The organism is Geodermatophilus nigrescens (assembly GCF_900129495.1).
Taxonomy (GTDB): domain Bacteria; phylum Actinomycetota; class Actinomycetes; order Mycobacteriales; family Geodermatophilaceae; genus Geodermatophilus; species Geodermatophilus nigrescens.
Genome location: NZ_FQVX01000002.1, coordinates 131,724 through 153,332, shown reverse-complemented (window position 1 = coordinate 153,332; position 21,609 = coordinate 131,724). Strand labels below are relative to the sequence as shown.

Here is a 21,609-nt window from a genome sequence, read left to right as displayed (position 1 = left end):
GCGGCGCGTCAGTAGCCGTGGGTCAGGGCGCCCTCGTCGGGCCGCACCCGCTCCCGGAACACGTAGTAGTTCCAGATCTGGTAGCCGATGATCAGCGGCAGGAAGATCCCGCCCACCCAGGTCATCAGCACCAGCGTGTAGTGCTGGCTGGCCGACTCCCGCAGCGTGAGCCCGTAGGCGGGGTCGAGCGTGGAGGGCAGCACCTCGCCGCGGGTGAACAGGGCGAGGAACACCGTGACGGTGGCGAACAGGATGGTCAGCCCGCTCATCGTGAACGCCAGGGTGTCGCGGCGCCGCGACAGCGCCAGCCAGATGGTGGCCAGGGTGAGGAACGCCAGCACCGGGAACACCCACGGCACGACGCCGAAGCTCTCGAACAGGCCCTCGGTCACGTAGCCCATGACGACGAACGCCACGATCGCCACGGTGGCCAGCGCGCCCCAGCGCAGCGCCGCGGTGCGCGCCCTGTTGTAGAGCACGGTGTCGGTGTGCAGCCGCAGGAGCAGGAAGTTCGCCCCGTGCAGCATGAACAGCAGCAGCGTCGTCACCCCGCCCACCAGCGAGAACGGGGTGAACATCGCGGCGAACCCGCCCTCGACGCGGGACTCGGCGTTCACCGGCAGGCCCTCGATGAGCTTCGCCATGATCACGCCCCACAGGAACGAGGGGACGACGCTGCCGCCGAAGGACATCCAGTCCCAGAACGCCCGCCAGCGCGCGCTGTCGACCTGGTTGCGGTACTCGAAGGAGACCCCGCGCAGCAGCAGCGCCAGCAGGATGAGCACGAACAGCGGGTACATGCCGCTGAACACCGCGCCGTACCAGACGGGGAACGTCGAGAACATCAGCCCGGCGGCGGCGATGACCCACACCTCGTTGCCGTCCCAGAACGGGCCGATGGTGCCGGTGAGCGCGCGCTCCTCGGCCTCGGTGCGGGCCAGCGTCGGCCGCAGGATGTCGACGCCGAAGTCGAAGCCCTCGAGGAAGAAGTAGAGGGTGAACGTCAGCGCGATGAGCCAGAACCAGAGCGTGACGAGGTCCACCGTCAGTTCCGCCTCTCGTACCCCTGGAAGCCGGCGTCCTCGTAGTCCGGCGCGGGCGCGGCGACCAGCTGGGCCTCCGGCTTGCGGTGGATGCCGGCCCGGGCGGTGACGCTGAGCAGGTAGATGTCCAGGCCGATCAGCGCGAGGTACACCGCCCACAGCCCGACCAGGCCGGCGAGGACCTCCCCGGCGGTGTTGGCGCTGACGCCCTCGGCGACGGTGAGCTCGCCGTAGACCATGAACGGCTGGCGGCCCATCTCGGTGACCATCCAGCCGGTGAAGTTGGCGATCCACGGCAGCGGGATGAACCAGACCAGCGCGCGCAGGAACCAGCGGGTGGTGTCCAGGCCGCCCTTGCGCCGCCACCAGAGGAACAGGCCGAGGAACGCCGTCGCCAGCAGCAGCGAGCCGATGGCGACCATGATCCGGAAGGACCAGTACACCCAGGCCACCGGCGGGGTGTAGTCGTCCTCGCCGTAGGCGGCGTCGTACTGCTCCTCGATCTGGTTGATGCCGTCGTAGCGGCCCTCGAGGCTGTTGTAGGCGAGGATCGAGCCCACGTAGGGGATCTCGATGCTCCACCGGTTCTCCCGGGCGTCCTGGTCGATGAGCGCGACCAGCGACCACGGGGCGGGTGACTCCGAGGTCTCCCACTGCGCCTCCATCGCCGCGAACTTCATCGGCTGGTCCTCGCGGGCGACCTGGGCCTCGGTGTGCCCGCTGACCACGGAGAAGACGGTGCCGACGGCGGCGAAGACCAGACCGATGCGCAGCGACCGGGAGTAGACGTCGGTGTCCTGGCGGCGCAGCAGGTGGAAGGCGCTGATGCCGAGGACGAAGAACGCGGCGACCACCCAGGCGCTGCCCTGGACGTGGGCGAAGTACAGCCAGGCCTTGTAGTTGAAGACGACGGCGCCGAAGTCGGTGAGCCGCGCCTGGCCGTCGACCACCTCGTAGCCGACCGGGTGGTGCATCCAGGCGTTGGCCAGCACGATCCAGAACGCGCTGATCTGGGTGCCGATGGCGACCAGCCAGATGCTGGCCAGGCGCATCCACGGCTTGAGCCGGTCCTTCCCGAACCACCACAGCCCGATGAAGGTGCTCTCGAGGAAGAACGCCATCAGCACCTCGAGCGCCAGCGGGACGCCGAAGATGTTGCCGACGAAGTCGGAGTACTCGCTCCAGTTCATCCCGAACTGGAACTCCTGCACGATCCCGGTGACGACGCCGACGGCGAAGTTGATGAGGAACAGGTGGCCGAAGAAGCCGGTGGCCTTGCCGTACACCTCGCGCCGGTCCTTGCGGACGTAGGCGATCGTCTCCATGACCGCGATGAGGAAGGCCAGTCCCACGGTCAGCGAGACGAAGAAGAAGTGGAAGATGCTGGTCGAGGCGAACTGGAACCGGCTGAGGTCGACCACGTCCACGGGCGCACCACCTCGTCCGGAGGCCGGGCGCGGGGAGAGGCGCGGTGCTGCGCCGAGGTCGCCGGGCGTCCGGGGACGAGGGTTGCACGCAACCGGCTGGGGCGCAGCACGGACGCCCGTCCCGGCCGCGCCCCCGTCAGCGGGCGGCGCGCCGGTGCCGCCGCAGCGCCAGGACGTAGGAGGTGACCGCGATGCCCGTCGAGGTCAGCCAGGCCGCCGTCTCGAACCGCGCCGGGAACAGGACGCCGTGCAGGTGGTGGGCGATGAAGCTGCCCTCGTAGGGCACCCGCCCGCCCGCCTCGAGCAGCGCCTTCTCGAGGGTGGTGAGCGGGCACGTGAAACCGGCCAGGGTGATGACGGCGGCGTAGACGGTGGTCGCCATGCTGGGCCACAGCCAGGCCAGCCCGCGCAACGCCAGGAAGCCGCCGAAGACGACGTAGCCGAGGAACGCCAGGTGCACGACGGCGACCGCCGCCGCGGCCACCAGGGCCGGCCCGCTCCCCACGCGGGGAGGATAGGGGCGCGGGGACCCGCCGCGCCGGTCCGGCCGGACGCCGCAGGAGCGGGCGGGTGCCGGCCGGTGGTCCGCGGTTGTATGGGGCGTAGCCTCGCCCGCGGTCCCGGACCTCGCGCCCGCCTCGTCGCCCGGGAGTCCGGCGGGGCGGTTCCTCGTCCCGCTCTGCCTGGTCGTGGCCCTCGTGCGAGCGAGCTACGTGCTGCGGCCGCTGCGCAACGACGAGGGCGGCTACCTGCTGGTGGCGCGGCAGTGGCACACCGGCGGCGAGTTCCTCTACGGCGACTACTTCGTCGACCGCCCGCCGCTGCTCATGGCCCTCTTCCGGATCGCGTCGCTGACCGGGTGGGACCAGGCCATCCGGGCCCTCGCCGTCCCCTTCGTCCTCGTGTTCGTCCTCGCCGGCTGGCGGGCCGGCGTGCTGCTGGCAGGGCCGGCCGGCGGCCGGTGGGCCGCCGTCGTGGCCGCCGCGATCACGTGCTCGCCGGCGCTGGCCGCGGAGCAGGCGGACGGCGAGCTGTTCGGGGCCGTCCTGGTCATGGCGGCGCTCGCGCTCGCGCTGACCGCGTGGCACACCGCCTCTCCCGGGCGCCGGGTCGGCTGGGCCGTCGCCGCCGGCGCAGTCGCCGCCGCCGCGCCGCTGGTGAAGCAGAGCCTGGTGGAGGGCCTGCTGCTGCTCGCCGGCCTTGTCCTCCTGGGGTGGTGGGGACGCGACGCGGACCGCCGCCGCGCCCTCCATCTGGCAGGAGGCGGCCTCCTGGGCGCGCTGCTGCCCACCGCGCTGCTCGGGCTGTGGCTGGTGGCCGCCCGGATCGACCCGGCCGACGCCTGGTACGACCTCGTCGGCTCCCGCGGCGTCGCGTTCGACGTCCTCTGGTCGACCAGTCCCGGCGACTCGGTCCGCCGGGCGGGGCAGCTGCTGGTGCTGGGCACGGTGACCGGCCTCCTGCCGGTCGTGGTCACCTGGCTCGTCACCGGCCGCCGCGCGCCGCGGACGGAGCCGGCCGGCGTGCGGCTGATCACCCCGCTCCTGGTGTACGGCGTCGCCGGCATCGCGTCGGGTGGCGCCTACTGGCCCCCCTACCTGCTGCAGCTCGCGCCGGCCGCCGTCCTCGCCGCCGGCGTGCTGGCGCCGTCGATCGCCCGCTCCGGCGCCTGGATGCGCGGCTGCTGCCGGCTGGCCGTGGCCGCCGCACTCGTGGGCACCCTGGCCTCCACCCTGGTCCACGCCACGGCCCCGTCGGCGTGGGCCGGCCAGCGGACCGGCGAGTGGCTGGCCGACTCGAAGGCAGCGGGCGACACCGGCTTCGTGGCCTACGGCCTCCCCTCCGTGCTGGAGGCCGCGGACCTGCCGTCGCCCTATCCGCACCTGTGGAGCGCGGCGATGCGCACCCTCGACCCCGACCAGGCCCGGCTGCGGGCCACCCTGGCGGGACCGGAGGCGCCGGCGTGGATCGTCCAGGTCAACGGCCTGGACGCGTGGGGCATCGACGAGGGGTCCCGGCTGCGGGACCTGCTGCGCGAGCGCTACCGGGTCGTGGCCGAGGTCTGCGGCCACCCGGTGTGGCTGCGCGCGGACCTCACCCGCGAGCTCGCCCCGGCCCCGCGGTGCTGAGCTGCCCGGTGGTGCCGAGCCGCCCTGCCTGCCGCGGCCGGACCCTGCTCACGGGCCGGCGGGCGCCCCGGGAACGGTCGAGGACCCCAGGCCGGGCGCCGGGGCCCTGGTGAGCGCCAGCGCCTTGACGCCGTAGTCCAGGCCGGTCAGGACGGTCCACAGCACCGTCGTGGTGACCAGTACCGTCAGCACCACCGTCCAGCCGGGCGCCGCCAGCGCGAGGACGATCACGACCGTCTGCGCCACCGTCTTGAGCTTGCCGCCGCGGCTGGCCGGGATGACCCCGTGGCGCACGACCGCGAGGCGCACGACCGTGACGGCGGCCTCGCGGGCGAGGACCACCACGGTCGCCCACCACGGGAGCAGGTCCCGGGCGGACAGGCAGACCAGCACCGTGGCGACCAGGGCCTTGTCGGCGATGGGGTCGACGAGGGCGCCGAAGTCGGTGCACTGGCCGCGGCGCCGCGCGAGCCAGCCGTCCGCGACGTCGGTGACGGACGCGGCCACGAACAGCGCGAGGGCCGCCCACCGGCCGCCGGGGGTGTCCCCCTCGAGGACGAGGACCGCCCCCAGGAAGGGGACGGCGAGCAGGCGCAGCCCGGTGAGGCCGTTGGGCAGCGTCCACGCCATGCCGGTCACCGCCGGAACGCCATGAGGGTGTAGCCGCAGGAGTCGCCGCGCCCGGTCGCCACGAACGCCAGGCGGTAGGCCGACATGGCCGGGTGGTCGAAGATCGCCTGCTCCGTCGGGTAGTAGCCCACGAACCGCCCGGCGTCCCGGCTGGCGAGCACGAGGACGTCGGGGGCGCGCCCGTGCACCAGGTCCGCCCGTTCGGCGACGGGCAGCCGGCCGGTCTCCTGGATCAGCGGCTCGTTGAGGAAGAAGTCGTCCACCACGTGCCGCCCTCCGGCACGGGCCGGGACCAGACCCGCGTCGGAGATGGCGAACGAGGTGTCCGGCGGGGTGGTGGCCAGCCAGCCGAGGACGGACTCGCGGGCACCGACCCGGCAGTCGGTGTAGCGCTGCTGCCAGTCGTGCACGCTCCGGAGGCCGGCCGGGGGCAGGAGGAGCAGGAGCAGGCCCACGGTGACGGCGGCGACCGCGGCGGGGCGGCCCCCGCCGCGGTGCCGGGCCAGGCGCTCCGCGGCGCGCACCGTCGCGACCGCGGCGAGCAGCGCGACCAGCGGCCACACCGGCTGGAAGAACCGGCTGTAGGCGTTGGCGCTGTCGAGGGTCCCGATCGACCCCAGGGCGTACAGCACGGGCGGCACCGCGAGCAGCCGCGCGCGGCCGGTCAGCAGCACCGCGCCCGCCGTCGCCAGCAGGAGCGGCAGCAGCGCCTGGTCGAGGAACTTCTGCAGGACCGTGAGGGCGTCCCCGGCGCCGGACTTGTAGAGCACCGAGTTGGGGAGCAGGTGCCCGTAGATCCCCAGCCGCGCCGCCTCCAGGACGAGCTGCGAGCCGAGCGGGACGCCGCCGAGCACCGCGATGCGGCGGATCGCCCGCCGGCGGGTCGCGGTCCGGAACACCCCCGGGAGCTCCCCCAGCGCCACCACGGCCGCCGCCACCGCGAGCCCCTCCGGGCGCAGCCACGGCAGCACCGCGAACGCCGCGGCCGCGCGGAGGACCCGGCCGCCGTCCCGGCGGGCGACCTCGAGGGTGCCCGCCGTGACGGCGGCGGCCACGAGGAGCGTCTCCAGGCCGCCCACCGCCCAGAGGGCGAAGGGTGCGCCGCAGGCGGTGAGGACGGTGGCCACCCGGGCGGTGGACTCCCCGACGACCGCCCGGCCGCCGAGGTGGACCAGCACCAGGCACGCCAGACCGCCGGCGATCCCCAGGACACGGGCCGCGGCGGGAGCCGACCAGCCGGCCCACGAGGCGAGCGCCTCCAGGGCGACCAGCAGGGGGTTGCTGAAGCCCTCGACGCGGGGGCCGCCCGGGTTCCAGACGAAGCCCTCGCCGGCCGCCAGGTTCTCCGCGTAGCGCACCGAGATCCAGGCGTCGTCGGTGAGGAACCCCCGGAGGACCCAGCACAGCGCCAGGTGCACGACCGCCGCCAGCCCGAGGACGGCCCACCCGGAACGGGACCCGGACCCGCGGTCCCCCGGCCGGAGGGCCGGACCCTGCAGGGCCGGTAGGGTCAACGTCCCCACGACGCTCCGTTCCGGGTGGCCTGGACGGCGATCGGGGCGACGACGTGTTCTTGCCGACGATCCAGAGAAGATAGCCGCGCATGGTCCCACCCGCCGCTCGTGGAAGTCGCGACCACACCGCCTACGCGATGGCCGTGGCCGTCGCCCTCGTCACCGGTGCCGTGGCGGTCGTCTGCGCCGTGGCGCTCGGCCAGCCGGTGCGCGACCCCGACGGGTTCCTCGGCCCCACCTACGTCCGCCTGCCGCTGATCGCGGCGCTGCTGCTGGGGCTGGACGTGCTGCCGCGGGCCGCGCTGCGCGCGCGGACGTCCCGGGCCCCGGCGCGGGAGGTCGTCGCCGTCGCGCGGGAGCGCTGGCCCTGGCGCCGGCTCCGCCCGGTGCTGGTGGGGCTCGCGGCCTTCTACGTCACGTACGTGGCCTACCGGAACCTCAAGCACTACCTTCCGCTCCTGCGGCCCGGTGTGGTCGACGACGAGCTCGAGGCGACGGACCGCGCGCTGACCGGCGGGGCCGCGCCGGCGGAGCTGCTGCACGACCTGCTCGGCACCGACGTCGCCGCGCACGTCCTGTCGTCGGTGTACCTGGCCTTCCTGGTGTTCGTGCCCGCCTCGCTCGGGCTCGCCCTCGTGGCGCGGGGTCGCTCTCGTGACGCCAGTTGGTACGTGACCGCGCTGTGCCTCAACTGGGCGCTCGGCACGGCCAGCTACTACGTCCTGCCGTCGCGGGGACCGGTCTACGCGCAGTGGCAGCTGTTCCGTGATCTCGCCGAGACCGGTACCTCGCGGCTGCAGGACAGCCTGCTGCGGTCGCGCCTGCTGGTCCTCGCCGATCCGGAGGGGACCGAGCGCCTCAACAGCATCGCCGCGTTCGCGTCGCTGCACGTGTCGATCGTGTTCACCGCGGCGCTCATCGCCCAGTTCACGCTCCGGTCCGTGGCGGTGCGCGCGGCGCTGTGGGTGTTCTTCGCGCTGACCGTCGTCGCGACGGTGTACTTCGGGTGGCACTACATCGTGGACGACGTCGCCGGACTGGCGATCGGCGCGGCGTCGGTCCTGCTCGCCGCCTGGGGGACGGGCCGCTTCCGCGGCCGGGCGGAGCGGGCCCGGGCGGACGGCACGGAACAGGACGGCGCGGAACAGGACGGCGCAGAGGTGGACGCGGTCGCCCGGCTCCGGCGCGCGCTCCGGCGCCGCCCGCAGGTCTCCCCCTCCGGCTCCTGAGACGGAGGACGCCGCCTGGCGTCCGGCGCCGCCGGGCATCAGGCCGTGCGCTCTTCCGGGAACACGAAGCGCCGGTAGGTCACGAAGCGGAAGAGGCTGCCCAGGACCAGGCCGACGACGTTCGCGGAGACGTTGTCGGCCACCGGGCTCCGCAGGTCGAGGACGTAGCGCGAGGCCCACAGGCAGAGCAGGGAGATCACGAGGGCGACCGAGCTGAGCGCCATGTACAGCACGTACTCGCGCGCGAGCCGGCCCCGCGGCCGGTCGCGGTAGGTCCAGAAGCGGTTGCCGACGTAGGCGACGGAGGTCCCGGCGACCAGGGAGAGCGTCTTGGCGACGAGCGGCTGGTCGTCCAGCACGCCGTTGCCGCCCAGGTGCACCAGCAGGTTGTAGCCCCCGATGTCGACGAGCAGGCCGACCGCGCCCACCACCGCGAAGCCGGACGCCTCCCGTCCGAGTGCCCGGCCGCGCCCGTGCGACGGCGGCACGGGCCCGTCGGCAGCGGGCCGGCGGCCGTCCGGAGGACGTCCCTCCTCCCCGCCGGGGGTGGACACGGGACCGGCGGCCCCCTCGTGCGAGACCTCGGCCGGCGTGCCCCTCATCCACCCATCCCCTCCCCGTGGCCGCCCCGTGGCGAGGTGACGGGGACCCGTCGTCCCGGTGTCGGCCGGGCACCAGCATGGCGTCCGGACGGCGAACACGCTGGCCGGGACGGGACCGCCGCGCTCGGATCGCGCTTCCGCCCCTCCCGGCCGAGGATCGGCGCGTGGGGGCTGCGCCGCGCCACGCCCTGGTGGCGACCCGCCCGCGGGCCGATCTCGTCGACCGGCTCGCCGGGCGGCTGGAGCGGGTCTCCCTCGAGGGCGTCCTCGCCGACCCCGGCCGGGCCGCCGAGGCGTGCGCGGTCCCGGCCGCCGCCGCGGGCGGCGGCCTCACCTGGGACGAGGCCGACCGCGACGACCCGGTGTGGTGGCCGCAGGGCATCGCGAGCCTGCCCTCGGGAGGCGTGCTGCTGGTCAGCTGGTACGGGCGGCGGCGCCGGTCCCTCCGCGGGCCGGGGACGCGGATCTCCGTCGTCGACCGCACGGACCCCGACCGCCCCCGGTACCGGCACGTCCTGCTGGTCCGGCCCCGCCGTCGTCTCGGGATCCTGACCGCGGGCGCCGTCCGGGTGCACGCCGGGGGCATCGCGGTCCACCGCGGGCTGCTCTACGTCGCCGACACCGTGTCCGGCGTCCGGGTCTTCCGTCTCGCCGACGTCATGCGCGCGCCCCGGCGGCGGGGCGGCCGGGGACGCCGTGCGTCGCGCGGCCACGAGCACGTCCTCCCCCAGTACGTGGCCTACCGGGTGCCGCTGCGCTCGGCGCTCCGGGGCCTGCGCCACTCGTTCCTCTCCGTCGGGACGGTCGACGGCCGGCCCGAGCTCGTCGTCGGGGAGTACCGCCGCAACGGTCAGGCGGCCCCCCGGCTGGTCCGCTTCCCCCTGGACCCCGTCACCGGGCTGCCGGCCGCCGACTCCCGCGGGACGGTGGCCCCGCGTGCGGTGTACGAGGACCAGCCGAGACGCATGCAGGGGGTGGCCGTCCACGGCTCGACGTGGTTCGTCACGGCCAGCGCGGGCCCGGAGGTCGGCGGGGACCTGTACGTCGGTGCGCCGGGGAGGTGGCGCCGCCACCGCCGGGTGCTGCCGGCCGGGCCGGAGGACCTGGCCTGGTCCGTACCCGGCGAGGAGCTCTGGTGCGTCTCCGAGTGGCCGGGCCGCCGGTGGGTGTTCCCGGTGGCGGCGGACCGCTGGCGGGGACCCGAGCCGGAAAAGCGTTGACCTCACGTCCACTGGAGGTCCCATCCTGACCACGTGACCACGCTCACCGACCCCGTGGCCCCGACCTCCCGGGAAGCGGCGTGACCGCGCCCCCGGCGGTGGAGGCCGTCGACCTGTCCAAGCACTTCGGGGAGCACCGCGCCGTCGACGGCGTGAGCTTCGTCGTCCCCACCGGCACCGTGCTGGGCCTGCTCGGGCCCAACGGCGCCGGCAAGACCACGCTGGTGCGGATGCTGACCACCCTCAGCGTGCCGACCGCCGGCACCGGCCGGGTGGCCGGCTTCGACGTCCGCGAGCAGCCCGACCTGGTGCGCCGCAGCATCGGCCTCACCGGCCAGGCCGCCACCGTGGACGAGATCCTCACCGGCCGGGAGAACCTGCGCCTGATCGGCAGCCTGTACGGCCTGTCCCGCGCCCACGTCCGGCGGGCCGGCGACGAGCTGCTCGAGCGCTTCGACCTCGCCGACGCCGCCGACCGCCCGGTCAAGGGCTACTCGGGCGGCATGCGCCGCCGGCTCGACCTCGCGGTCAGCCTGCTCGCCGTCCCGCCGATCCTCTTCCTCGACGAGCCGACGACCGGGCTGGACCCGCAGAGCCGCTCCGGCCTGTGGGACGTGCTGCGCGACCTCGTCGCCGAGGGCACCACGCTGGTGCTCACCACCCAGTACCTGGAGGAGGCCGACCACCTCGCCGACGAGATCGTCGTCGTCGACCGGGGGCGGGTGATCGCCGCCGGCACGCCCACGCAGCTCAAGGACCGGGCCGGGCGGGCGAGCGTCGTCGTCACCCTGACGCACGCCGCCGACCTCGACGCCGCGGCCGCGCTCATGCGCGACCACTCCCCCGAGGTGCACGTCGAGCCGGGCAGCCGGCGGCTCACCGCCCAGGCCGGCGGGCTGCGCGACATGACCCGGATCGCCGCGGTCTTCGACGACAGCGGCATCGAGCTCGACGACCTGGGCCTGGCCCGGCCCAGCCTCGACGACGTCTTCCTGCACCTCACCGGGCACCGGGCCGAGCCCGGCACCGCCCCCGGGACCGACCCCGAGTCCGCCCCCGCCACCGAGGGAGCCGCGCCGTGACCGTCACCCAGACCCCGCCCCGGGCCCCCGTCCGGCCGGAGATCCGCCCGCCGTCGCTGCTGCGGGCGTCGTCGGCGATCGTCTGGCGCAACCTGGTGCACATCCGCCGGATGCCGGAGATGCTGCTCGACGTCACGGTGCAGTCGGTGATGTTCGTGCTGCTGTTCGCCTACGTCTTCGGCGGCGCGATCGCGGTGGCCGGCGCCAGCTACAAGGAGTTCCTGCTCCCCGGGATCATGGTGCAGACGATGGTCTTCGCCTCGGCCGTCGTGGCGATGGGGCTGACCAGCGACCTGCAGAAGGGCATCGTCGACCGGTTCCGCTCGCTGCCGGTGCCCCGCTCGTCGGTGCTGGTCGGGCGCAGCATCTCCAGCCTCATCCACTCGAGCATCGGCGTCGCGGTCATGGCCGTCACCGGGCTGCTCATCGGCTGGCGGGTCCGCAACGGCGTCGTCGACGGCGTCCTGGCGTTCGCGCTCCTGCTGCTGTTCGGCTTCGCGATGATCTGGCTGGGCATCTGGGTCGGCTCGCTCATGCGGACCGTCGAGGCCGTGCAGGGGTTCATGTTCACCGTCATGTTCCCGCTGACGTTCGTGGCCAACACGTTCGCGCCGCCGGAGAGCATGCCCGCCTGGCTGCGGACCATCGCCGAGTGGAACCCGGTCTCGGCACTCACCCAGGCCTGCCGGGAGCTGTGGGGCAACGGCCTGCCGGCGCCCGCAGACGCCGCGTGGCCGCTGCAGCACCCGGTGCTGGTGTCGGTGGGCTGGTCGCTGCTGCTGACCGCGGTGTTCGCGCCGCTCGCCGTCGCCGCGTTCCGCCGCCGCTCGCGGGACTGACCGCTCCCTCAGGCGCCGGGGGTGCCCTCCAGGTCGGTGCGGCGCTGCACCCGCACCGCGCGCACCGGCAGGCCGTGCGCGCCGGGGGTGGCCCACTCGACGGTGACCACCTGCCCGGCCCGCAGCGGCTCGCCCTCGACGACGGCCGCGTCGGCCCAGCAGTCGCCGGGCGCGCCGGGCACCTCGAGGACCGCGCCGGTGCCGCTGTCGCTCGGGGTGCCGGTCATGCCCCGAGGCTGCCCGACCGCGCGGGTCAGCGCACCCGCAGCAGCACCTTGCCGGTGGCGCGGCGCTCGTCGAGCTCGGTGACGGCGGCCGCGGCGTCGGCCAGGTCGTGCACGGTGCCGAGGACCGGCTGCAGGGCGCCCCGCTCCAGCAGCGGCAGCAGGTCGGCCCACTGCTCCTGCACGAAGGACGGCTCGCCGGACCAGAAGGCGCCCCAGCCGACGCCGACCACGGACACGTTGTTGAGCAGCAGCCGGTTGACCTTCACGGTCGGGATCTCGCCGCCGGTGAAGCCGAGCACCAGCAGCCGGCCCTCGCGGGCGAGGCTGCGCAGCGAGTCGGTGAACCGGTCGCCGCCCACCGGGTCGGCGACGACGTCGACGCCGCGGCCCCCGGTCAGCTCCTTGACCCGCTCGCGGAAGCCCTCGGCGAGGACGACGTCGTCGGCACCCGCGGCGCGGGCCGCCTCGGCCTTGTCCTCGCTGGAGACCACGCCGATCACCCGGGCGCCGTACGCCTTCGCGAGCTGGATGCCCGCGGTGCCGAGGCCCCCGGCCGCGCCGTGCACGAGCACCGTCTCGCCCTCGCGCAGCTGCCCGCGCCGGCGCAGCGCGAAGTGCATGGTCAGGTAGTTCATCGGCAGCGCGGCACCCTGCTCGTAGGAGACGGCGTCGGGCAGCGGGAAGACGAAGCCCGGGTCGGCCGCGGCGACCTCGGCGAAGCCGCCGAAGCCGGGGAAGGCGGCCACCCGCTGGCCGGCGGTGAACCCGCTGCCCTCGGGGGCGCTGCGCACCACGCCGGCCACCTCGCTGCCGGGCACGAACGGCGGCTGCGGCTTGAGCTGGTACTCGCCGCGGCTGAGCAGCACCTCGGGGAAGGTCACCCCGGCCACGTGCACGTCGACGACGACCTTCCCCGCGCTGTCGGGCTCGGGGACGTCGACGACGGCGATGGCTGAGGGGCCGTCGAGGGTGGCGATCTGGGCGGCGCGCACGGGTCCTCCTGGACGCTCGGGGACGGTCCGGCCGAGTCTGTCAGTGCAGGTGACCGGGGTCGCACGGCGGTGCCCGGGCCCGGTCTCAGCGGCCGGGCGGGAAGCCCGCCAGCAGGTCGGCCATCGCCCGGGGCTCCCAGGTGTGCTGGGCGCCGTCGACCTCGGCGCGCCCGGCCCGCGGCAGCGCGGCGGCCAGCGAGGCGGCCGCGGCCGGCATCTCGTCGAGGGCGTCCCGGCCGACGACGAGCAGCACCGGCAGGTCCAGCCCGCCGAACAGCTCGGCGTGCGGCGCGGACATCGCCCACTCCAGCGCCTGCGCGTCGGCCCGCAGGCTCTCGGCGTGCCGGACGAACGGCTCCCACAGCGGGGACTCCCGCAGGCCGGCGAGCACGTCGAGCGGGATGTCGCGCATGTAGTGGTCCACCGCGCCGGGGCGGTCGCCGGCGTCGAGGAGGCGGTACAGCTCCGCCGTCCACTGCGCCACCCCGGGGGTGCGCGGGTCGAGCGGGGCCTCGAAGAGCACCAGCCCGTCGACCGGCAGGCCCTCGGCGGCCGCCCGCAGCGCGATGGCGCAGCCGGAGGAGTGGCCGCACAGCACCGCCCGGCCGCCGGCGGCGTCGACCAGCGCGGCGACCGCGGCGAGCTCGTCGTCGAGGTCGACCCGGCCCGCGCGCCAGGAGTCGCCGCGGCCGACGCGGTCGTGCACCACGGTGGTGCGCCCCCGCCCGGCCAGCAGCTCGGCGGTCGCGGTGGTCTGCGGGTCGACGGCCCGGAACGGCCCGGCCCCCGCGATGAACACGACGGCCGGGCCGCTGCCCCGCCGGTCGAAGCCGATCCGGTCGCCGGCTGACGTGGTCGCGTACTCGGTCATGCCGCCCGCCCTCCCCTGCGTCGTGGTGCAGGGGTGACCGCGCGGGGCCGCCCGGCTCATCGGTGCCGGCGCCGCCCGTGCGCGGGCGGCCCCGCGGTCAGGCGCCCGGCACCAGCGAGGCGAGCGGCACGTGGTGCTGGCCGGCGTGCAGGTCCCGGTCGGCCAGGCTGCCCTGCGGCACCGGCCGGGGGAAGGACACCTTGACCACGTGCAGCGCGGGGATGCGGAACACCCGCACGGTGGCCGGGTCGACGGCGTACAAGCGGGCGACGACCTGCTCGTCGACGGCGGCCGCGGCGATCGCGTAGCCCTCGGCGTCGCGCAGGAACACCTCCATCGTCACCCAGAACGGGCCGGCGTTCTTGGAGCGGACCTCGAGGGCGAGGTCGCCGAGGGTGGCGCTCACGCGGGGCTCCCGTCGATCACGGTGCGGAACATGCTGGTGGGGTCGTCGACGTCGACGACGTGGTGCAGGACGAACTCGTAGGACGGGCCGCGCTCGGTCTCGGCCGGGGAGGTGGGGAAGGCGAAGCTCGGCAGGTGCTGCATCCCGCGGGTGGGCAGGTGCAGCATCAGCGGGTTCGCCACCTTGGCGACGGCGGTCGCGGTGGCCTGGTCGGCGGCCTGCACGAGCAGCATCACGCCGACCTCCCGGGGTGGCGCGGTCGGCCGCTCCAGGTGCCCGAGGACGGCGTCGTGGCCGTAGAGCCGGAGGTCGACGGCGTACTGCGGCGGCTCCAGGCCGAGCGTCTGCTGCACCCGGTCGGTGAGCACCTCGCGCAGGAACGCCGCCCAGTCGTCGATCTCGGCGAGGACCAGCGGGTCGCGGATGCCGGTGAACGACATGGTCGTGTAGCCGGCGACGCGGGCGCCCTCGAGCTTGATGGTCTTCTGCGCGGCGGGCACGAACCGGGAGCCCTCCACGCGGACCCGGCGGTCGTCGAGGGCGGTGTAGGTGGCGTCGGTGACGTCGATCCAGCCGTCGGGCTCGCGCATGGTGAACGGGTCCACCGTCTCGTAGAGCATGTGCGCCGCCACCGACGTCGGCGTGCAGGCGGTGGCCTCGCCGAGCGGCTCGACGGTGAAGCCGGTGGCGTCGACCGTCACGAAGACCTCGCGCTCGCGCGGGTTGGTGGTGCACTGCCCGCCGCACTCGACGATCTTGGCCGCGTGCCAGCTCGGCCCGGCCGGCATGCCGCGCATCAGCGGGACGGCGGCGGCGAGGGCGGTGTCGGTGGCGCGGCCGGCCAGCACGACGTCGGCGCCGGCCTCCAGCGCCGCGACGATCGGCTCGTGCCCCATGACGCCGACGACGTGGGTGCAGCTCTCCAGCGTGTCGGCGTCGAGCTCGCCGAGCGGGGGCAGCGGGGAGATGCGGCCCTCGTTGAGCCGCTCCTTGAGGTCGGCGGCGTCCTGCTCGCTGTAGACGCGGGCGACGGTGAGGTCCAGTTCCTCCTCGCGCAGGACGGTCGCGGCGATGCCGGCCACCCAGTCGACGCCGGAGTCGGTGCCGCTGGTGCCGCACGACCCGACGATCAGCGGGATGCGGGCGGTGGCGGCGGCCCGCAGCAGGTACCGCAGGTCGCGGGCCACGGCGGCCGCCGTCGTCTTCGGCGTGCCCGACCCCAGGTAGTGGGGGCCGGAGTCGGTGGAGCCGCCGTCGACGGTGATGGCGTCGGCGCCCATCGCCAGGCCGCGCTCGATCGCCGCGGGGTCGAAGCCGCTGCCGAGCATGCCGGAGGGGACGAGGACGCGGACGGCGTCCGGAGGGGTCGTTGCGGTCACGGAGTGCTCGTTCCTGTCGTCGGTGGACGTCCCGGGCGGGGTGGTCATGCCGTCGCCTCGGCGACGGCGCGGCCGGCCTGTCGGCCGGAGAAGAGGCACCCGCCGAGGAACGTGCCCTCGAGCGAGCGGTAGCCGTGCATGCCGCCGCCGCCGAAGCCGCTGGCCTCGCCGGCGGCCCACAACCCGTCGACGGGCTCGCCGCCGGCGCCGAGAACGCGTCCGGACAGGTCGGTGTGCAGGCCGCCGAGGGTCTTGCGGGTCAGCACGTGCAGCCGGACGGCGATGAGCGGTCCCGCCGCCGGGTCGAGGATCCTGTGCGGCGCGGCGGTGCGCATCAGCCTGTCCCCGCGGTAGCGCCGCGCGTTGCGGATGGCGGCGACCTGCAGGTCCTTGGTGAACGGGTGGTCGACCTCCCGGTCGCGGGCCTCCACCTCGCGGCGGATGTCCGCGACGTCGAGCGGCGCCTCCGGGGTCAGGGCGTTCATGCCCTCGACCAGCTCCTCCAGGGTGTCCGCGACGACGAAGTCCTCGCCCTTCTCCGTGAAGGCCTCGACCGGCGGCGCCGCGCCCGGCCGCACCCGGCCGAGCACCTGGCGGACGCTCTTCCCGGTCAGGTCGGGGTTCTGCTCCGACCCCGAGAGGGCGAACTCCTTCTCGATGATCCGCTGGGTGAGGACGAACCAGCTGTGGTCGTGCCCGGTGGCGCGCAGGTGGGCGAGGGTGCCGAGGGTGTCGAAGCCGGGGAACAGCGGCACCGGCAGCCGCCGGCCCAGCGCGTCGAACCACAGCGACGACGGCCCGGGCAGGATCCGGATGCCGTGCCCGGGCCAGATCGGGTCCCAGTTCTGCACGCCCTCGACGTAGTGCCACATGCGGTCGGGGTTGACCACCGCTCCCCCGGCCGCCTGCGCGATCGCCAGCATCCGGCCGTCCACGTGCGCCGGGACGCCGGTGACCATCCGCGCGGGCGGGGTGCCCAGCCGCTCGGGCCAGTGGGCGCGGACCAGGTCGTGGTTGCCGCCGATGCCGCCCGAGGTCACGACGACGGCCTGGGCGCCGAACTCGAACCCGCCGACGACGGTGCGCGACGTCGTCGCCCCGCGCGGTGCGTCGCTGGGCTCGAGCACGCTGCCGCGCACACCGGTCACCCGGCCGGCGGTGACGACGAGCTCGTCGACCCGGTGGCGGCAGGCCAGCCGCACCCGGCCGCGCGCGATCCCCGCGAGGACGCGACGCAGGAACGGCTCGAGCACGCCCGGGCCGGTGCCCCAGGTGATGTGGAAGCGCGGCACCGAGTTGCCGGGACCGGTGGCGGTGTGGCCCCCGCGCTCGGCCCAGCCGACGAGGGGGAAGAACCGCACGCCCATCCCGTGCAGCCAGGCGCGCTTCTCACCCGCCGCGAAGTCGACGTAGGCCTCGGCCCACGCGCGGGGCCAGCCGTCCTCGGGCCGGTCGAAGCCGGCGGTGCCGAGCCAGTCCTGCCAGGCCAGCTCCTGCGAGTCGCGGACGCCCATGCGCCGCTGCTCCGGGGAGTCGACGAGGAAGAGCCCGCCGAAGGACCAGGAGGCCTGGCCGCCGAGGCTCTGCTCCGGCTCCTGGTCGACCAGCACGACGCGGCGGCCGGCGTCCACCAGCTCGGCGGTCGCGGCGAGGCCGGCGAGGCCCGCCCCCACGACGACGACGTCGGCGTTCTCGGTGCTCACGGGGTCCTCCCGATCAGGTGGGCGTTGAGGGAGTGCCGCGGCTCGCCGCGGAGGGCGGCCAGCAGCTCGCGGGCGCCCTCCAGGCCGGCGGCGCGGCGCGCCTCGGCGGTCTGGCCGGCGAGGTGCGAGGTGACGGTGATGCCGTCGACGCCGCGCAGCGGGCTGTCAGCAGGGAGCGGTTCGGTGGCGGTCACGTCGAGGGCGGCCCCGGCGAGCCGGCCGGCGCGGACGGCGTCGGCGAGCGCGGCCTCGTCGACGACCGCCCCGCGCGCGGTGTTGACCAGGTGGGCCGTCGGCTTCATCCGGGCGAGCGCGGCGGCGTCGAGCAGGCCCCGGGTGCGGGGCGTGAGCGCGGTGTGCACGGAGACGAGGTCGGAGGTGGCGAGCAGCTCGTCGAGCTCCACGAACCGGACGCCGGGGACGTCGCGCTCCGCGGGCGGGACCCCGGTCGTGCAGACGACGCGCATCCCGAACGCCTGCGCCAGGGGGACGACGGCCCGCGCGGCGGCGCCCAGGCCGACGAGGCCGAGGGTCTTCCCCCGCAGCTCGGTGCCGCCCTCCCGGGGCCAGCCGCCCGCCGCGACCGCGGTGGCCACCGGCACCAGCCGGCGGGCCTGCGCCAGCAGCAGCGCGAGGGTGTACTCGGCCACCGCGCCCGCGTTGACGCCCGGCAGGTTGCTGACCGAGACGCCGGCGGCGGTCGCGGCGTCGACGTCCACGGAGTCGTACCCGACCCCGGTGCGCACGACGGCCCGCAGCCGCGGCGCCCGGGCGAGGACCGCGGCGGTCACCGGCTCGTTGGCGATGAGCGCGCCGGCCGCGCCGTCCAGCGCGGCGACGAGGTCGTCCTCCGTCCGCGCGCCTCGCAGCGGCCGGTGCCGCGTGCTCCAGCCGGCCTCGCGCAGCAGCACGTCGACCTCGTCGCCGGGGACCAGGTGGTCGGTGGTGACCAGCACCGTGCCCGTCGTCGTCACAGGGCGACGACCTCCTCGCCGGCCGCGGCGCGCCGCCGGTGCCGGCGCGCGAGCCGCAGCAGCACCGCCAGGGCCAGCGCGGCGAGCACGGCGGTGTGCAGCAGCAGGAGGTCCCAGGTGGTGAGGTCGATGAGCAGCCCGAGCAGCGCCGGGCCGAGGAAACCGCCGGAGACCCAGGCGACGGTGTAGATGCCGGTGTAGGCGCCGAGCACCCGCGAGGTGGGCGCCAGGTTCCACAGCACGACGACGGCGTTGACGATGAACCCGGCGGCGCCGGCCGCGCCCAGGCACAGCGCGACGACGGTCACCGTCGGCGTGCGGACGAGCAGGCCGAGCACCATCGCCGCGGCGAAGACGGTGACGCCGGCGGCCATGATCCGCAGCCGGCCGACCCGCTCGGCGAACAGCGCCGCGGGGTAGGCGGCGAGGATGAACGCGATGCCGCTGGGCAGCGTCAGCCCGCCGGCGGCGCCGTCGGACAGGCCCAGCGCGGTGACGCCGTAGGGCGTCATCAGCGAGCGCACGCCGGCCCAGGCGCCGCCGAAGGCGAGGACGGCGACCAGCAGCAGGACCCGGCTGCGGTCCGGGGAGCGCATCAGCTCCCCGACGACGGCCCGCAGCGGCAGGCCGACCCCGGCGCCGCCGGAGCTGAGCGTCGCGGCGTCCTCCTCCGCCGCCTGGGCGGCCCGGCCCTGCGCGTCCCGTTCCCGCTGCTCCCCTCCCGGACCGCCGCCGGCCGCGCGCCGGTCCTCGGCGAGCGCGGCCTGGTAGGCCGGGGAGCGGCTGTCGCGGACCCGCCACACCAGCACGCCGGCCGCCACGAGCATGAGCGCCGAGGGGACGGCGAACGCGAGCCTCGGGTGGTCGTCGACGAGCAGCAGGCTGACCAGCGCGGCGACGATCGTCGTCAGCGCGGAGGCGATCTTCACCGCGGCGTTGGCCCGGCTGCGCCGCTCGGGGGCGATGAAGTCCGGCATCAGTGACTCGCTGATCGGCTTGAAGGAGTTCATGACCAGCGCGTAGGCGAAGATCACCACGATCAGCCAGCCCAGCGAGGGCGCGTGCGGGATGAGCAGGAACAGCACCGCGGCCAGCGGCATCATCACCGCCAGGTACGGGATGCGCCGGCCCCACCGGGTGCGGGTGTTGTCCGACCGGTTGCCGATCCAGGGCTGGATGACGATGCCGAGCAGGTTGTCCATGCCCATGAGCAGGCCGATGACCGCCACGCTGGGCACGAGCTCGCGCAGCAGCTCCGGCACCCGGTTGTCGTAGAAGTTCCAGGTCGACTCCTGCGCGAAGACCGCGAGGGCGACGTAGAAGGTGATCCGGCGGGTGCCGGCGCGCTGGGCGACCCGGGGGTCGGCGGCCGGGGCGTCGGCGGTGCGCGCTGCCATGCGATCTGCCATGCGGTCCTCCTCGACTGTGGCTGCGGTCACCGTAGTTGCTATGGCAAATGCGTCAAGGGGTGTCATGTGCGGATGCCATGGAGGGCGGTACGGTGACGCCATGACGCTGTCGGGAGGGCCGGGGACGGCCGAGGAGACGGGGACGACGCGCGCCGAGCTCGTGTACCGCGCCGTCCGGGGACGGATCGGCTCCGGGGAGCTGCGGCCCGGGCAGAAGGTCACCGAGCGCGGCCTGGCCGAGGAGCTCGCGGTGAGCCCGACCCCGGTGCGCGAGGCCATCCGGCGGCTCGAGCAGGACGGGCTGATCCAGCGCCTCGGGCCGCGCACCGTCGTCGTCACCGACCTGCACGACCGCGCGATCGACGACCTCGCGGAGGTCGAGGTCGCCCTGCGGGGCCTGGTGGCCCGCTTCGCGGCCCGGCACGCGACGCCCGAGCAGCTCGACCGGCTCGACGCGGTCCTCGACCGGGCCGACGACGCGCTCATCGTGCTGACCACCCGCTACCGCCAGGGCGAGGACGTCGAGCGGCACGTGACGGCGCTGCTGGACCTCATGCAGGAGTTCAACGACACCCTCGAGGCGTGCGCGAACAACCCGGTGCTGGTCCGGCTGCTCGAGCAGTCGCGGGTGTTCTCCCGCCCCGAGCGCCGGGCGCGGCTGCTGGAGCTGATCGCCGCCGACGGCAGCTTCGGCCTCGACCGCTACGGCAGCCACCGCGCGCTGGTCCGCGCGCTGCGGGCCGGGGACGCCGCGGCAGCCGAGCGGATCGACACCGCCGACGCCCAGGGCGGGCTCGACGCGCTGCGGGCGCGCCGGCGGGAGGAGCGGCCGTGAGCGCCTCCCGCATCGCCGTCGTGCCGGGCGACGGGATCGGCACCGAGGTGGTGCCGCAGGGCCTCGCGGTGCTCGACGCCGTGGCCGGCACGCACGGGCTGGACCTCGCCTTCGACGAGTACGGCTTCGCCAGCGCCGCGCACTGGCAGCGGCACGGCACCATGCTCCCGCCGGACTGGGAGCAGACCCTGCGCCCCTACGACGCGATCTTCTTCGGCGCCGTCGGCTGGCCCGACGTCGTCCCCGACCACGTCTCGCTGTGGGGCAGCCTGCTGCAGTTCCGCCGCACCTTCGACCAGTACGTCAACCTGCGGCCCTGCCGCCTGATGCCGGGGGTGCGCAGCCCGCTGGCCGGCCGCGAGCCCGGCGAGGTCGACTTCCTGGTGGTGCGGGAGAACACCGAGGGCGAGTACTCGAGCATCGGCGGGCGGATCTTCGAGGGCACCGAGCGGGAGACGGTGCTGCAGGAGACGGTCATGACCCGCGTCGGCGTCGACCGGGTGCTCCGGTACGCCTTCGAGGTCGCCGAGGGGCGCCCCGCCCGGCACCTGACCTCGGCGACCAAGAGCAACGGCATCTCGATCTCCATGCCGTACTGGGACGAGCGGGTCGAGGCGGTGGCGGCGCGGTTCCCCGGCGTCCGCTGGGACAAGCAGCACATCGACGCCCTGGCCGCGGCCTTCGTGCTGCACCCTGACCGGTTCGACGTCGTGGTGGCGAGCAACCTGTTCGGCGACATCCTGTCCGACCTCGGGCCGGCCTGCACCGGCACGATCGGCATCGCACCGAGCGCGAACATCAACCCCGACCGCACCTCCCCCAGCCTGTTCGAGCCGGTGCACGGCTCGGCGCCCGACATCGCCGGGCGCGGCGTCGCCAACCCGGTCGGCCAGATCTGGTGCGCCTCGATGATGCTCGACCACCTCGGCGCCCCCGCGGCCGCCGCTGCGGTGCTCACCGCGATCGAGGACGTGCTGGCCGCCGGGCCCGGCGGCGCCCCGCTCACCCCCGACCTGCACGGCCGCGGGACGACGGCGGAGCTCGGCGGCGCGATCGCCGACCGGGTCCGCGAGCTCGGCGCCCCGGGCGCGTGAGCCC

General features: G+C 75.2%; 21 protein-coding genes. 7 read left to right on the top strand and 14 right to left on the bottom strand.

What is annotated here, in order from left to right:
* Positions 1-8: 8 nt before the first annotated feature.
* The 3 genes from cydB to BUE37_RS08265 form a co-directional block, all read right to left on the bottom strand.
* Positions 9-1,043, bottom strand: coding sequence for a cytochrome d ubiquinol oxidase subunit II (gene cydB / locus BUE37_RS08275; protein ID WP_073419769.1), 1,035 nt, complete (start codon positions 1,041-1,043; stop codon positions 9-11).
* Between the two features lie 2 nt (positions 1,044-1,045).
* Positions 1,046-2,470: a cytochrome ubiquinol oxidase subunit I gene (locus BUE37_RS08270; RefSeq protein WP_073419768.1), complete on the bottom strand. Its 1,425-nt coding sequence runs from the start codon at positions 2,468-2,470 to the stop codon at positions 1,046-1,048.
* Positions 2,471-2,606: 136 nt separating this feature from the next.
* Entirely contained in the window at positions 2,607-2,975 is a 369-nt protein-coding gene (locus tag BUE37_RS08265) for a DUF2784 domain-containing protein (protein ID WP_073419767.1), read from the bottom strand.
* Between the two features lie 184 nt (positions 2,976-3,159).
* Here BUE37_RS08265 and BUE37_RS08260 point away from each other — a divergent pair, with 184 nt between their 5' ends.
* Positions 3,160-4,599, top strand: coding sequence for a hypothetical protein (locus BUE37_RS08260; RefSeq protein ID WP_073419766.1), 1,440 nt, complete (start codon positions 3,160-3,162; stop codon positions 4,597-4,599).
* A 48-nt stretch (positions 4,600-4,647) separates the two neighbouring features.
* Here the strand turns inward: BUE37_RS08260 and BUE37_RS08255 are convergent, their stop codons facing one another.
* Entirely contained in the window at positions 4,648-5,229 is a 582-nt protein-coding gene (locus BUE37_RS08255) for a CDP-alcohol phosphatidyltransferase family protein (protein WP_073420644.1), read from the bottom strand.
* A gap of 5 nt (positions 5,230-5,234) precedes the next feature.
* On the bottom strand, positions 5,235-6,647 hold the full coding sequence (locus BUE37_RS08250; protein ID WP_073419765.1) for a hypothetical protein: 1,413 nt from the start codon (positions 6,645-6,647) through the stop codon (positions 5,235-5,237).
* A gap of 239 nt (positions 6,648-6,886) precedes the next feature.
* On the opposite strand from BUE37_RS08250, the gene BUE37_RS08245 reads away from it, so the two are divergent.
* Positions 6,887-7,972, top strand: a complete 1,086-nt coding sequence (locus tag BUE37_RS08245) for a phosphatase PAP2 family protein (RefSeq protein ID WP_175562818.1) — start codon at positions 6,887-6,889, stop codon at positions 7,970-7,972.
* Positions 7,973-8,010: 38 nt separating this feature from the next.
* On the opposite strand, the gene BUE37_RS08240 is transcribed toward BUE37_RS08245, so the two are convergent.
* A complete protein-coding gene (locus BUE37_RS08240) occupies positions 8,011-8,574 on the bottom strand; it encodes a GtrA family protein (protein WP_083628493.1) in 564 nt (187 codons plus the stop codon).
* Between the two features lie 164 nt (positions 8,575-8,738).
* Between BUE37_RS08240 and BUE37_RS08235 the strand changes: the two genes are divergently transcribed.
* The 3 genes from BUE37_RS08235 to BUE37_RS08225 all read left to right on the top strand — a co-directional run bounded on the left by BUE37_RS08235 (position 8,739) and on the right by BUE37_RS08225 (position 11,715).
* The gene (locus BUE37_RS08235) at positions 8,739-9,794 is read left to right on the top strand and encodes a hypothetical protein (protein ID WP_139252899.1); all 1,056 of its coding nucleotides are present in this window, start codon (positions 8,739-8,741) and stop codon (positions 9,792-9,794) included.
* Between the two features lie 80 nt (positions 9,795-9,874).
* Positions 9,875-10,876, top strand: coding sequence for an ATP-binding cassette domain-containing protein (locus BUE37_RS08230; protein WP_073419762.1), 1,002 nt, complete (start codon positions 9,875-9,877; stop codon positions 10,874-10,876).
* Positions 10,873-11,715: an ABC transporter permease gene (locus tag BUE37_RS08225; RefSeq protein ID WP_073419761.1), complete on the top strand. Its 843-nt coding sequence runs from the start codon at positions 10,873-10,875 to the stop codon at positions 11,713-11,715. Before BUE37_RS08230 ends, BUE37_RS08225 begins: the two co-directional genes overlap by 4 nt.
* Before the next feature lie 8 nt (positions 11,716-11,723).
* On the opposite strand, the gene BUE37_RS08220 is transcribed toward BUE37_RS08225, so the two are convergent.
* From BUE37_RS08220 to BUE37_RS08185, 8 genes are all read right to left on the bottom strand, one after another.
* Positions 11,724-11,942: a hypothetical protein gene (locus BUE37_RS08220; protein WP_073419760.1), complete on the bottom strand. Its 219-nt coding sequence runs from the start codon at positions 11,940-11,942 to the stop codon at positions 11,724-11,726.
* A 26-nt stretch (positions 11,943-11,968) separates the two neighbouring features.
* Positions 11,969-12,934 carry an NADPH:quinone oxidoreductase family protein gene (locus BUE37_RS08215; RefSeq protein ID WP_073419759.1) on the bottom strand — a complete coding sequence of 322 codons (966 nt, stop codon included), beginning with the start codon at positions 12,932-12,934 and terminating at the stop codon, positions 11,969-11,971.
* 85 nt (positions 12,935-13,019) lie between these two features.
* Positions 13,020-13,805 (bottom strand): alpha/beta fold hydrolase, encoded by a 786-nt coding sequence (locus tag BUE37_RS08210; protein WP_073419758.1) that lies wholly within the window; start codon positions 13,803-13,805, stop codon positions 13,020-13,022.
* A gap of 97 nt (positions 13,806-13,902) precedes the next feature.
* Positions 13,903-14,211 (bottom strand): DUF4387 domain-containing protein, encoded by a 309-nt coding sequence (locus tag BUE37_RS08205; protein ID WP_073419757.1) that lies wholly within the window; start codon positions 14,209-14,211, stop codon positions 13,903-13,905.
* Positions 14,208-15,590 (bottom strand): acyclic terpene utilization AtuA family protein, encoded by a 1,383-nt coding sequence (locus tag BUE37_RS08200; protein WP_217651186.1) that lies wholly within the window; start codon positions 15,588-15,590, stop codon positions 14,208-14,210. Before BUE37_RS08200 ends, BUE37_RS08205 begins: the two co-directional genes overlap by 4 nt.
* Before the next feature lie 44 nt (positions 15,591-15,634).
* Positions 15,635-17,293, bottom strand: coding sequence for an FAD-binding dehydrogenase (locus BUE37_RS08195; RefSeq protein WP_073419756.1), 1,659 nt, complete (start codon positions 17,291-17,293; stop codon positions 15,635-15,637).
* A complete protein-coding gene (locus BUE37_RS08190) occupies positions 17,290-18,267 on the bottom strand; it encodes an NAD(P)-dependent oxidoreductase (RefSeq protein ID WP_175562817.1) in 978 nt (325 codons plus the stop codon). Before BUE37_RS08190 ends, BUE37_RS08195 begins: the two co-directional genes overlap by 4 nt.
* Positions 18,264-19,676, bottom strand: a complete 1,413-nt coding sequence (locus tag BUE37_RS08185) for an MFS transporter (RefSeq protein ID WP_217651185.1) — start codon at positions 19,674-19,676, stop codon at positions 18,264-18,266. The genes BUE37_RS08190 and BUE37_RS08185 overlap by 4 nt, the downstream gene beginning before the upstream one ends.
* Before the next feature lie 100 nt (positions 19,677-19,776).
* On the opposite strand from BUE37_RS08185, the gene BUE37_RS08180 reads away from it, so the two are divergent.
* Entirely contained in the window at positions 19,777-20,511 is a 735-nt protein-coding gene (locus BUE37_RS08180; protein WP_073419754.1) for a GntR family transcriptional regulator, read from the top strand.
* Positions 20,508-21,605: a tartrate dehydrogenase gene (locus BUE37_RS08175; RefSeq protein ID WP_073419753.1), complete on the top strand. Its 1,098-nt coding sequence runs from the start codon at positions 20,508-20,510 to the stop codon at positions 21,603-21,605. The genes BUE37_RS08180 and BUE37_RS08175 overlap by 4 nt, the downstream gene beginning before the upstream one ends.
* Positions 21,606-21,609: the final 4 nt, after the last annotated feature.